The organism is Solilutibacter silvestris (assembly GCF_050574925.1).
Classification (GTDB): Bacteria; Pseudomonadota; Gammaproteobacteria; order Xanthomonadales; family Xanthomonadaceae; genus Solilutibacter; species Solilutibacter silvestris_A.
In genome coordinates this window covers 757,188-769,654 of the sequence record NZ_JBCMOO010000002.1, presented here as the reverse complement: position 1 = coordinate 769,654, position 12,467 = coordinate 757,188, and the positions used below count along the sequence as shown (strand labels likewise).

The window sequence follows — 12,467 nt, the reverse complement described above, 5'->3', positions numbered from 1 at the left end:
CTGCGCTCAGGGCGCGAGCGTGCAGTTACCACTCTGCATGCTACACGTGGTCAGCTTGTTCCCGGGCTGTTGCGGCGTGCCGGTGATCGGGGTGCTGGTGTTGGTGGCCTTATCTGCAGCAGCGCAGGCCTTCAGAGGTGCGCTGCTCGGTGCGCTTCCGTTGTACATAGTGGCGAGGGAAAAGTTGGCGTAATTCTTCATTTCCAACAGGCAGGCGTTATTGGCCGACTTGATACGGTAGTTGTTGTAAGCCGGCAGAGCGATGGCGGCCAGGATGGCGATGATCGCAACGACGATCATTAATTCGATCAGCGTGAAGCCGTGTTCTGTATTGCTCATGGCCTGTATTCCCCCAAAGACTTACTGCAACTAATACCTAAGCAGGAGTCATGCCAAGCAGGCGGATAAAAGCAAAAAAAACCCCTCGCAAGAGGGGTTTTTTGCTTTTATTTGATGATGTGGGTGAATTACGGAGCAACGCCCGGCTGAGCGCAGGTAGCGGAATCCGATTTGCACTGGGTCGTCTTCACGCCCGGGCCCTGCGGATTCCAGGTCTTGACTTGGGCATTCTTCACGTCGGCGCTGGTCAGCACGATCGTTTCCTTGCAAGCCTTGCCCGGTGAAGTTGCGACGGTCATGTTCGACATGACGGCGGCGACGGCCGAGTTCATGTAAGCCTTGGCTTCGCCCTGGCAAGCGCCTTCGGCCGACTTGATGCGGTAGTTGTTGTATGCCGGCAGCGCGATGGCGGCCAGGATGGCGATGATTGCGACCACGATCATCAGTTCGATCAGAGTAAAGCCTTGCTGCTTCTTCATTTGGATAACCCCATGGAGTGGAAAATTCACGATCCACGTGCTGAAGCCGCAAAGGAGGGCGGATCCGGGAAAGGCCGCAGGCGCGTGAAGCTCGAATGAAGCAAGTTCTAAATCCTACGTCAACGGCTTTTGTGTGGACGGTGCACTATTCCGGACAAACGGTTGTTTCGGCAAAAGAAAAGCCCCTCTTGCGAGGGGCTTTTGCACTCATCAGATTTACTCTGGTGAGTTACGGAGCCACACCCGGCTGGGCGCAGGTGGCGGAATCCGACTTGCACTGGGTCGTCTTCACGCCCGGGCCCTGCGGATTCCAAGTCTTGACTTGGGCGTTCTTCACGTCGCCGCTGGTCAGCACGATCTTTTCCTTGCAAGCCTTGCCCGGCGAAGTTGCCACGGTCATGTTCGACATGACGGCAGCCACGGCCGAGTTCATGTAAGCCTTGGCTTCGCCCTGGCAGGCGCCTTCGGCCGACTTGATGCGGTAGTTGTTGTAGGCCGGCAGCGCGATGGCGGCCAGGATGGCGATGATCGCGACCACGATCATCAGTTCGATCAGGGTAAAGCCTTGCTGCTTCTTCATTTGGATAATCCCCATGGAGTGGTTGTTTCTCGTATCACGTGCGCCGGGCCGGGGGATCCAATCCTTCGGAGCCTGACGACAGGACACGTGCCGGGAGAGTGAAGCAGGCGTCATGCCAGTCGTCAATCCCGAGCTAACTCATTGATAAATGGTGCGAGAGGGGAGGCGAGAGGGCATAAATTCACATTCCTGAAGCAAAATGTGACGAAACGGGGCATAAATGGGCTGGTTACGGCCCTTGCTTACTCCATCCCAAGCTTTTTCAGCTTGTAGCGCAGGGCCCGGAAGGTAATGCCCAAGGCCGCTGCGGTCTTGGTCTTGTTGTAGCGGTTTTCCAGCAGGGCCTTCTCGATGGCCGCGCGTTCCAGCTGTTCCATGGCGCCGGTGAGGTCGCCATTGGTGCTGGGCGTGGCGGGAACGGTTGACGCGGTGACAGGCGCTGCCGGTGCCGGGGCGATGACCGTCACGGGGGCGGCAGGTTCGGACATTGGCACCGGAGCGGCCTGCGGCAGGCGCAGGTCGCTGACATGGATCGACTCGCCGTCGGCCAGGGTCATCGCGCGCTCGAGGGTGTTCTCGAGCTCCCGGATGTTGCCAGGGAAGGAATAGGCGCGGAGGGCGGCAAGGGCGTCGTCGGACAGCGACGGCGGTGTCGGCAGTCCATGGCGTTCCGCCAGCTTGGCAAGGATGGCTGCACTCAGTACCGGCAGGTCGTCGCCACGTTCGCGCAGCGGCGGCACGTTCAATTCGATGACATTGATGCGGTAGTAGAGGTCGTGGCGGAAGCTGCCCAGTTCCACCAGCTTCGCCAGGTCCTTGTGCGTCGCCGAGAGGATGCGCACGTCCACCTGTTCTTCGGCTTGGCCGCCGACCGGACGCACCGATTTTTCCTGGATCGCGCGCAGCAGTTTCACCTGCATGCCCAGTGGCAGTTCGGCGACTTCGTCGAGGAACAAAGTGCCGCCGTTGGCCGCCTGGAACAGGCCTTGCTTGTCGGCGTGGGCGCCGGTGAAGCTGCCTTTGCGGTGACCGAAGAATTCGCTTTCCATCAGTTCGGCGGGAATCGCGCCGCAGTTCACCGGCACGAAGGGACCGGAGGTGCGCGGCCCGCTGTGGTGGATGGTACGGGCGACCAGTTCCTTGCCCGATCCCGATTCGCCGTGGATGTAGACCGGCGCCTGGCTGCGCGCGACCTTGTCGATGGTCTGGCGCAAGGCCTGCATCGCCGAAGACTGGCCGAGCATGCGTCCGGCGGGCGATTGGGCCTGCGCGGTTTCGTGTTCGGAGCGCAGGCGCAGCGCGTTGCGCACCAGTTCGCGCAGGATGTTGAGGTCGACCGGCTTGCTGACGAAATCGAAGGCGCCGCGCTTGAGTGCTTCGACCGCGGCTTCGACGTTGCCGAAGGCAGTGATCATCGCGACCGGCATGCCTGGACGCACAGCCGCGATATGGGTGATCAGGTCCATGCCCGAACCGTCGGGCAGGCGCATGTCGGTGAGGCAGAAATCGAAGTCCTGGTTGGCCAGTTGGGCCTTGGCGGCAGCGATGGTGGCCGCGGTTTCCACCCGCAGGCCCATGCGCGTCAGGGTGACCACCAGCAGTTCGCGGATGTCGCGCTCGTCATCGACCACAAGGGCGCTTTGCGTATCCGCCATGCCGTGAATTCTGATTGTCTCGGGGGAGCCGCCAGTTTAGCGCGACGATTGCGTCGTGGTCGGCAGCAATGCCGTGGCGCCCTGCAGGCTGAGCCGGAAACAGCTGCCGAAGGGCAGGCGCAGGTAGCTGAGTTCGCCCTGATTGGCGTGGGCCAGCTCGCGCGCGATGTGCAGGCCGAGACCGGTACCGTGTTCCGAGGTGGTGAAGAACGGCCGGAACAGGTTACGTTCGTCGGCTTCGGCGATGCCGGGACCGGTGTCGAGCATGTCCACCAGCGCATGCTGGCGTTCGCGGCGCACGCGCAGGGTGATGCGTGCCGGCTCGCCGGGCATGCGGCCGTAGTAGCGGGCATTGCTGACCAGCACCAGCAGGATCTGGTGGACATGCTTGGGATCGGCCAGTGCCGGCTGGGGTTCCTGCGGCAACACCAGTTCCAGGGTGTCGGCATCGAGCGGGTAGCTGCGCCGGTATTCCTCGGCGAATTCTTCCACCACGATGCGCAGGTCGATCGACTGCGGGTTGGCGCGTTCGCGCCGCGCCATGCTCAGCACGCTTTCGACGATGCCGTTCATGCGCGTGGTCTGCTTGCGCACGATCTCCAGCATCTTGCGGTCCATCATCGTGAGGTCGTCGGATTCCTCGAGCAGCTGGGTGGAATAGCTGATGGCCGAGAGCGGATTGCGGATCTCGTGGGCGAGGCTGGCGGAGAACCGGCCGAGGGCGGCTAGGGTGATGCCTTCGGCGCGGCGCGATGCCTGCGAAGTGTCGTCCAGGAAGACCAGTACGTCGTCGCCACCTGCGTGCAGGCGCAGGAATTGCGGGAGGATTTCCGCCTGGTCGGGTCCCATGCGCAGCGGCTGCGTATTGGGCGTGCCGTCGGCCTGCCAGTCGCGCAGGCGTTGCGCCAGTTCTGGTGATGCCAGCCCCAGCGGGCGATGGCCGTCGCCGGCTTCGCCGAGCAATGCGATCGCGGCTTCGTTGGCGAGGCGGATCAGTCCATCGCGTTCGACGATCACCACGCCAGTCGGCATGCGCCGGATGATCAGTTCATTCAATGCCGCGAGGTCGGCGACTTCCTCGCCACGTCGCGTGACTTCCGATTCGGTGCGCACCATGCGCTGGGCCATCACGTGCGCAAGCCAGGCGATGGCGAAATAACTGGCGCCGAAGATCAGCGGTTCGATCCACGGATGATTCCATTCCGTGCCGAACAGATCGCGCCAGATCAATGGCGCGGCGAAGGTGAGGGTGGCGAGTGCCGCGGTGATCATGCCGAATGTCAGCGACAGCAACAGCGACGCCGCGGCGACATTGAGGATGAGCATGATGGCGATCACCGGCGATGCTTCCGGGATCGCGTTGATCGCCGCGTTGGCGAAGAACACGTCGATCAGGGTGCCGATGGCGATCTGCGGACCCACGCGCATGCCGGTGCGCGCGAACAACATCAGGATGACGGCGAGGACGAGATAGCCGCAGCTGATCCAGGTCGCCAGCATCGGGTCGTCGAATTCGCCCAGCCAACGGCCGCCGATGCCGGTGGTGACCGCCGCGATCATGGCGGCCGCGAAGGCGCGATAGATGGCATAGGCGCGCAGTTCGCGGCGGATGCTGTCGTCGTCGAAACGCTGGATGGAACGGGTTCGGGCCACGGGATCTCCTTGATCCGGGCGAGTGTATCGGGCGCCCGCCGGCCCGGGTTTTGCCGCAGTGCGTCATCTGCGCGACAATAGGGGGCTGGCCCGGCTCCTCCGCGGCCTGTCTCCCCTTCCCGACTTCCGGTGCGCCATGAATTTCCACGAGTACCAGGCCAAACAATTGTTCGGCGACTACGGCATTGCCGTCCCCAAGGGCCAGGTGGCCCATTCCCCCGATGAGGCGGTTGCAGCCGCCAAGGCCATCGGCGGCGATTTCTGGGTGGTGAAAGCCCAGATCCACGCGGGCGGCCGCGGCAAGGCCGGCGGCGTCAAGCTCGCCAAGACCCTGGATGAGGTCAAGCAGTACGCCAAGGCGATGCTCGGCACCAAGATGGCGACCTACCAGACCGCCGGCGTCGAGTTGCCGGTCGACAGCGTGCTGATCACCCAGGCCACCAATATCGACAAGGAGCTGTACCTGTCGGTGCTGGTCGATCGCGCCACCCAGACCGTCACCTTCATCGCTTCGGCGGAAGGTGGCATGGACATCGAGCAGGTCGCCCACGAGAAGCCCGAGGCGATCAAGACCCTGCACGTGAACTACGTCGAAGGGCTGCAGCCCTACCAGTGCCGCGACCTTGCCTTCGCGCTCGGCTTGAACGCCAAGCAGGCCGGCCAGCTGACCAAGATCATGCTGGGCCTGTACAAGCTGTTCAACGACAAGGACCTGGCGCTGGTCGAACTCAACCCGCTGGCCATCCTCGACGACGGCAACCTCGCGGTGCTCGACGGCAAGATCAACTCCGACGACAACGCCAACTTCCGCCACCCGGAACTCGTCGCGATGCGCGACGTGCGCCAGGAAGACGAGACCGAAGTGCTGGCCTCGAAGTACGACCTCAACTACGTGACCATGGACGGCAACATCGGCTGCATGGTCAACGGCGCCGGCCTCGCGATGGCGACGATGGACGTGATCTCGCTCAACGGCGGTTCGCCGGCCAACTTCCTCGACGTCGGCGGCGGCGCCAACAAGGAGAAGGTGACCGAGGCGTTCAAGCTGATCCTGCGCTCGCCGACCGTCAAGGCGATCTTCGTCAACATCTTCGGCGGCATCGTCCGCTGCGACATGATCGCGGAAGGCATCATCGCCGCGGTGAAGGAAGTGGGCGTCAAGGTGCCGGTGATCGTGCGTCTTGAAGGCACGAACGTGGATGCGGGCAAGGAGCTGCTGAAGAACTCCGGCCTGGCGATCATCCCGGCCGACGACATCAACGATGGCGCGAAGAAGGCGGTGGAAGCCGTCAAGAACGCCGCCTGATCACACCTTCAAGGAATCAATGAAATGTCTGTCTTGATCAACAAGAACACGAAGGTGCTGGTGCAGGGCTTCACCGGCTCGCAGGGCACCTTCCACGCGCAACAGATGCTCGATTACGGCACCAAGGTCGTTGGTGGCGTGACCCCGGGCAAGGGCGGCACCGAACACCTCGGCCTGCCGGTGTTCGACACCATGCAGGAAGCCGTGAAGGCGACCGGCGCCGATGCCTCCGTCATCTACGTCCCGCCGCCGTTCGCGGCCGACGCGATCATGGAAGCCGCGGCCGCCGGCATCAAGGTGATCGTCTGCATCACCGAAGGCATCCCGGTGCTCGACATGATGCGCGTCAAGAACGTGCTGAAGGCCTATCCGGATGCACGCCTGATCGGACCGAACTGCCCGGGCGTGATCACGCCGGGCGAGTGCAAGATCGGCATCATGCCGGGCCACATCCACATGCCGGGCAAGGTCGGCATCGTGTCGCGTTCGGGCACGCTGACCTATGAAGCCGTGAAGCAGACCACCGACGCCGGCCTCGGCCAGTCGACCTGCATCGGCATCGGCGGCGACCCGATCAACGGCACCAACTTCATCGACGCGCTCAAGCTGTTCCAGGACGATCCGCAGACCGAAGGCATCATCATGGTCGGCGAGATCGGCGGCAGCGCCGAAGAGGAAGCAGCCGAGTACATCGCCAAGCACGTGACCAAGCCGGTGGTCGGCTTCATCGCCGGTGCCTCGGCGCCGAAGGGCAAGCGCATGGGCCACGCCGGTGCGATCGCCTCGGGCGGCTCGGGCACGGCCGAAGGCAAGTTCGCCGCGATGGAAGCGGCTGGCGTGACCACGGTGAAGTCGCCGGGCGACCTCGGCGCCGCGATCGCGAAGCGTTTGGCGAAGTGAGTGTCGGGCCCATCCGGTCCTGACCGGGGCGGCGCGCACAAATCCGGAACACGAAAAGGCCGCCTTGTGCGGCCTTTCTCGTTTTCGCCATTCGCCATGCCGAATACCTGATTTCGGGGGGTGTGGTCGCAATGGAACTGGACTAGAGTCATATAGATGAATGTGGCCATGTCGGCTGCATTGCACCGGGGCAGGGGATTTCTGTGATGAACACATCGGACTTGGGCCGGCGTTTCCGGCATGCCTGTGCGGCATGGGGATTCGCCCGGCGGTTATGGGCGATTTCCTTGCTGATGTTGGCGACGATGTTGCCGATTCAGGCGCTCGCACAGAACGCGACAACGGTGACCATCAGTGGTTCCAGCCCGGCGACATATTTCACCGCCGCAGGACAGACGTTGACCTTCCAGGTCACGCTCTGGACCGGCAATACCGATATCGACAGTCTGGTATTTACCAGTGGTAGCCCTGCTGGCATGTCGGCCTTGAACTGTCCGGGAATGCCTGCCTCGATCTTGTCGTCCACCGTGTGCACGTTCACCTACACGACGACGGCAACGGACATTGCATTGGGCCGCGTATCGGCGTTGGGGCGTTGGCGGGCAACGCGGCCGACTGGAGGATCTCGCTCCGGAACGACCAACACGCTGAATGTCCCTTACGTGGCACCTGCCCCGCCGACAGTCACTTCCTTGTCGCCGACCAATGGTGCCGTGGCAGGCGGCAACACCGTGGTGATCAACGGTAATGGACTGGCCTGGGCCACCGCCGTGAATTTCGGTGGGGTGCCCGCAACATTCACGGTGAGCAGCGATTCGCAGATATTGGCCACGGCGCCGCCCGGAGCCGCCGGTCCGGTCGATGTAACCGTGACCACGCCTGGTGGCACCAGCGCGACCAGTGCCGCCGACCAATACACCTATGTGCCCGCACCCACGGTGACATCGATTTCGCCGATATCCGGGCCGACTGGCGGTGGCACCACGGTCGTGATCACGGGGACCGGTTTCAGTTACGCATCGCCATCGGGCGCGGTGAAGTTCGGTGCGACCAACGCGACCTACACGATCAACAGCAATACGCAGATCACCGCGACCGCGCCGGCAGGGGCGGCCGGTACGGTCGATGTCAGCGTGACGACAGTCGGCGGAACCAGCGCGACCAGTGCAGCGGATCAATACACCTATGTGCCTGCACCGACAGTCACATCGATCTCGCCGACCTCCGGTCCGACAGGCGGCGGAACCACGGTCGTCATCGTCGGCAGCGGTTTCGCGTCGGCAGCTCCCACAGGAGCGGTGAAGTTCGGTGCGACAACCGCCTCCTACACCGTCAACAGCAATACCCAGATCACCGCGACCTCGCCGGCAGGGGCAGCGGGCACGGTCGACGTGGCGGTGACTACGCCTGGCGGCACCAGCGCGACCAGTGCGGCCGACCAGTACACCTACATCGCTCCGCCTGTCGCCAACGACGTCAGCGCCGCGGTGGCCTATGGCAGCAGCAACAATCCGATCACGCTGAACATCACCGGCGGTGCGCCTACCAGTGTTGCTGTCGGCACCCAGGCAACGCATGGCACCGCAACGGCGTCGGGTATGTCGATCACCTATTCGCCTGCCGCAGGTTACGGTGGTTCGGACAGCTTCACCTATACCGCGACCAATGCATCGGGCACCTCGGCGCCTGCCACGGTTTCGATCACGGTGACGCCTCCGACGATCTCGCTGTCGCCGGCATCGTTGTCGAACGGGACGGTGGCGACGGCATACAGCCAGACCATCACGGCATCCGGTGGCACGGCGAGCTACAGCTATGCCGTCACCGCAGGTGCATTGCCGGCTGGCCTCACGTTGAGCACGGGTGGCGCGCTTTCGGGCACGCCGACTGCGGGCGGCACCTTCAACTTCACGGTGACCGCAACCGATTCATCCACCGGCACCGGTGCACCGTACACGGCCAGTCGGGCCTATACGCTGACGGTTGCCGCGCCGACAATTTCGGTGTCTCCGACGACGTTGCCCAACGCTACCGCCGGCACGGCGTATAGCCAGGCAATCACGGCCAGCGGGGGCACTTCACCTTACAGCTACGCGGTCACTGCGGGCACGTTGCCTGCCGGCATGGCGCTGAACGGCGGGACTGGCACGTTGTCGGGCACGCCGACCGCAAGTGGCACGTTCAACTTCACGGTGACTGCAACCGATGCATCCACTGGCGCCGGCGCGCCATACACGGGTAGCCGCGCTTATACGCTGGTAGTGAATGCTCCGACAGTCTCCGTGTCTCCGGCATCGCTGCCGAATCCGGCGATCGCGACGGCCTACAGCCAGACGATCACGGCAAGCGGCGGCACTGCGCCGTATTCCTATTCGTTGTTGGCGGGCGCATTGCCACCGGGGATCGCGCTCAGCAGCACGGGCGTGTTGTCGGGAACACCGACTGCCGCCGGCAGTTTCAATTTCACCGTGAAGGCGACCGATGCCAATGGCTTCACGGCTAGCCAGGGATATACATTGGTCCTCGGTGCGCCGACCATTTCGGTGTCGCCGGCATCTCTGGCGAGCGCGACGGCCGAGGCCACGTACAGCCAGACCTTCACCGCCAGTGGCGGCACGGCGACTTACACGTATTCACTGCAGGCGGGAAGTTTGCCTGTCGGAATGTCTTTGAGCAGCAGCGGCGTGTTGTCGGGTACGCCGACGGTCGCAGGAACATTCAATTTCACCATTCGCGCGACCGACAGCACCACCGGCACCGGGGCACCGTTCTACGGCAGCCAGGCCTATACGCTGGTGATCAGCGCGCCGACGATCAGTCTGTCTCCGGCGACATTGCCGAATGCCACGGGTGGCGTTGCCTACAGCCAGACGATCACGGCCAGTGGTGGTAATGGCAGCTACACGTACTCGCTGTCGGCAGGCGCATTGCCGCCGGGTGTCGGACTGAGCAGTGCCGGAGTGTTGTCTGGAACGCCAACGGCCGCGGGCAGCTACAACTTCACCGTCACCGCAACGGATGGCAACAGCTTCACCGGTAGTCAGGCCTACACGCTGGCGATCAATGCGCCGACGATCACGCTGACGCCGGCAACGGTGCCGGGTGCGACGGTGGGCGTGGCTTACAGCCAGACGATCACTGCCAGCGGTGGCAATGGCGGCTATACCTATTCGTTGATATCAGGTGCGTTGCCGCCGGGTGTTGCATTGAGCAGTGCCGGCGTGTTGTCGGGAACGTCGACGACGCCGGGCAACTACAGCTTCACCGTCAAGGCGACGGATGGGTTCGGCTTCAGCGGCAGCCAGGCCTATACGGTCGCGGTGATCGCACCGACGATCGCGCTGTCCCCGGCGACGCTGCCGGGTGCGACAGTGGGTACGGCATACAGCCAGACGATCACCGCGAATGGCGGCACCGCGCCCTACACGTATTCACTGGTGACGGGATCGCTGCCGACGGGTGTTGCGCTGAGCAGCGCCGGCACGTTGTCGGGAACCCCGACGACTGCGGGAACGTTCAACTTCACCGTCAAGGCGACGGACGCCTATGGTTCGAGCGGTTCGGCCGCTGTGTCGATCACGGTGGGGGCCGCCGCCCAGGCGATCACCAACTTCAAGGCCAATCCGACAACGCCGACGTATGCGCCGAACGGCACGTTCGCGATCAGCGCGACGGGTGGGGCATCGACCAGTCCGGTGGTGTTTGCGTCGGCCACGACCAGCGTCTGCACCGTGAGCGGTTCGACAGTGACGATGCTGGCGGCGGGCACCTGCGCGCTGACTGCCAACCAGGCGGCGGATGCGAATTACCTGGCGGCTCCGCAGGTGAACTTGAACGTGACGATCGTGGCGGCGGCGCAGGCGATCACCAACTTCAAGGCCAATCCGACGTCACCGACCTATGCGCCGAACGGCACGTTCGCGATCAGCGCGACGGGTGGGGCATCGACCAGCCCGGTGGTGTTTGCATCGACCACGACCAGCGTCTGCACCGTGAGCGGTTCGACGGTGACGATGCTGGCGGCGGGCACCTGCGCGCTGACCGCCAACCAGGCGGCGGATGCCAATTACCTGGCGGCTCCGCAGGTTGCATTGAACGTGACCATCGCGGCGGCGGCCCCGGTGATCGGTTGGGTTGGCGCAATCCACAAGACCCAGGGCGAGGCCGCATTCGACCTGCCGTTGCCGACCAGCAACAGCACGGGTGCTTTCACCTTCACCAGCAGCAATACCTCGGTGGCGACGGTGAGCGGGCGCACGGTGACGATCGTCGGCAGCGGGACCGCCACGCTCACTGCGACGCAGGCGGCAACCGCGAACTACACCGCGGGTTCGGCTACTGCGAACCTGACCGTCGATGCGCGTCCGGACCCGACCAAGGATCCTTCGGTGAGTGCGGGCCTGCAGGCGCAGGTCGATGCCAGCCTGCGCTTCGCATCGGCGCAGGAAGACAACGTGCGCGATCGCCTGCGCCAGTTGCGCACGACCAAGGGCACGCCTGCCCACAACGGCCTGACCTTGAGCGTTGGCGGCGGTCGCGGTGGCATGGGCATGTCGTTGCCGGTCGGAGTGGGTGCAGCAGGTGGTGCGGGTGCCAATGGCATCAACGGCGGCTGGTTGGGCGGCAGCATCGTCTACGGCCAGCGCAGTGGCATGCCGGGCCGCGAAGGATATGACCTGCGCAGCGATGGCATCAGCTTCGGCATCGACCATGCCTTCGGCGATTACGTCTTCGGCGCGGCCCTCGGTAGCGGCTGGGGCAACACCGACTTCGACGATGGCCGTTCCAAGCAGGATGCCAAGCATCGTGCGTTCACCCTGTACGGCCTGTGGCGCGGCAGCGAGCACTGGTACGCCGAAGGCCTGATGGGTTGGGGCCAGCTCGACTTCGACCTGCAGCGCTGGAGCAATGTCGCCAATGCCATGGCATCGGCACGTCGCAAGGGCGACCAGCAGTACGGTTCCTTCAGCATTGGCTACACACAGCGCAACGACAGTTACGAGCTGACCGGCTATGGTCGCGTCGAAGGCAATCGCACCACGCTGGATGCGTATCGTGAAAACGGGTTGGGGATCTATGACCTGACGTATCGGCGCCAGCGCATCGAAACCAGTCTCGCGGCCGTCGGCATCGAGGGCAGCTACCACGGCAAGCTTGGTCGCCATGCGATCCGTCCGTTCTGGTCGCTGGAATATCGCGATGCCCTGGGCAACAGCGGCAATGCGGCGATCAACTACGCGGTGCAGCCTTCGGCCAATGACTACCTGCTGGCCCTGCATGGCTATGCCGACAGGATGTGGGCGCTGGGTGGCGGCTTCGATCTCGAACTCGCGCGTGGCTGGCAGATGTCCTTCCAGTACCGTCGCGAGGAATACAACGGTCTCCGCAACAATGTGTTCGGCTTGCGCGTGGTATTCGGGCAGGGCGGGGCATCACCGGCCTTCACGCTGACGCCGGCGCAGTACAAGAGCGTGGCGATCTACCCGCAGCCACGGCAACAGCCCTGAGCCAAGGGCGAGGAGTGAAGAAGCCGCCTTCGGGCGGCTTCTTCATTT

General features: G+C 63.8%; 8 protein-coding genes and 1 pseudogene. 3 read left to right on the top strand and 6 right to left on the bottom strand.

Features of this window, described 5'->3' with window-relative positions:
* Positions 1-6: 6 nt before the first annotated feature.
* From ABE093_RS04070 to ABE093_RS04050, 5 genes and pseudogenes are all read right to left on the bottom strand, one after another.
* A complete protein-coding gene (locus tag ABE093_RS04070; protein ID WP_430759559.1) occupies positions 7-339 on the bottom strand; it encodes a prepilin-type N-terminal cleavage/methylation domain-containing protein in 333 nt (110 codons plus the stop codon).
* A gap of 379 nt (positions 340-718) precedes the next feature.
* A pseudogene (locus ABE093_RS04065) lies at positions 719-818 on the bottom strand (prepilin-type N-terminal cleavage/methylation domain-containing protein); the annotation flags it as partial.
* 229 nt (positions 819-1,047) lie between these two features.
* On the bottom strand, positions 1,048-1,398 hold the full coding sequence (locus ABE093_RS04060; RefSeq protein WP_430759558.1) for a prepilin-type N-terminal cleavage/methylation domain-containing protein: 351 nt from the start codon (positions 1,396-1,398) through the stop codon (positions 1,048-1,050).
* A 242-nt stretch (positions 1,399-1,640) separates the two neighbouring features.
* Positions 1,641-3,053, bottom strand: coding sequence for a sigma-54-dependent transcriptional regulator (locus ABE093_RS04055; protein WP_430759557.1), 1,413 nt, complete (start codon positions 3,051-3,053; stop codon positions 1,641-1,643).
* A gap of 36 nt (positions 3,054-3,089) precedes the next feature.
* Positions 3,090-4,706 (bottom strand): sensor histidine kinase, encoded by a 1,617-nt coding sequence (locus tag ABE093_RS04050; RefSeq protein WP_430759556.1) that lies wholly within the window; start codon positions 4,704-4,706, stop codon positions 3,090-3,092.
* Between the two features lie 136 nt (positions 4,707-4,842).
* Here ABE093_RS04050 and sucC point away from each other — a divergent pair, with 136 nt between their 5' ends.
* Both sucC and sucD read left to right on the top strand, forming a co-directional pair.
* Positions 4,843-6,012 carry an ADP-forming succinate--CoA ligase subunit beta gene (gene sucC, locus ABE093_RS04045; protein ID WP_430759555.1) on the top strand — a complete coding sequence of 390 codons (1,170 nt, stop codon included), beginning with the start codon at positions 4,843-4,845 and terminating at the stop codon, positions 6,010-6,012.
* A gap of 24 nt (positions 6,013-6,036) precedes the next feature.
* Positions 6,037-6,912, top strand: coding sequence for a succinate--CoA ligase subunit alpha (gene sucD, locus ABE093_RS04040; RefSeq protein ID WP_430759554.1), 876 nt, complete (start codon positions 6,037-6,039; stop codon positions 6,910-6,912).
* Positions 6,913-7,228: 316 nt separating this feature from the next.
* Here sucD and ABE093_RS04035 read toward each other — a convergent pair whose 3' ends face one another.
* Entirely contained in the window at positions 7,229-7,438 is a 210-nt protein-coding gene (locus tag ABE093_RS04035) for a hypothetical protein (protein ID WP_430760106.1), read from the bottom strand.
* On the opposite strand from ABE093_RS04035, the gene ABE093_RS04030 reads away from it, so the two are divergent.
* Positions 7,389-12,419, top strand: a complete 5,031-nt coding sequence (locus ABE093_RS04030; RefSeq protein WP_430760081.1) for a putative Ig domain-containing protein — start codon at positions 7,389-7,391, stop codon at positions 12,417-12,419. The genes ABE093_RS04035 and ABE093_RS04030 overlap by 50 nt on opposite strands.
* Positions 12,420-12,467 lie beyond the last annotated feature (48 nt).

Coding starts and splice junctions, on each gene's coding strand:
- ABE093_RS04070 (WP_430759559.1), bottom strand. CDS start 339: ATGAGCAATACAGAACACGGCTTCACGCTGATCGAATTAATGATCGTC.
- ABE093_RS04055 (WP_430759557.1), bottom strand. CDS start 3,053: ATGGCGGATACGCAAAGCGCCCTTGTGGTCGATGACGAGCGCGACATC.
- ABE093_RS04060 (WP_430759558.1), bottom strand. CDS start 1,398: ATGAAGAAGCAGCAAGGCTTTACCCTGATCGAACTGATGATCGTGGTC.
- sucD (WP_430759554.1), top strand. CDS start 6,037: ATGTCTGTCTTGATCAACAAGAACACGAAGGTGCTGGTGCAGGGCTTC.
- ABE093_RS04030 (WP_430760081.1), top strand. CDS start 7,389: ATGTCGGCCTTGAACTGTCCGGGAATGCCTGCCTCGATCTTGTCGTCC.
- sucC (WP_430759555.1), top strand. CDS start 4,843: ATGAATTTCCACGAGTACCAGGCCAAACAATTGTTCGGCGACTACGGC.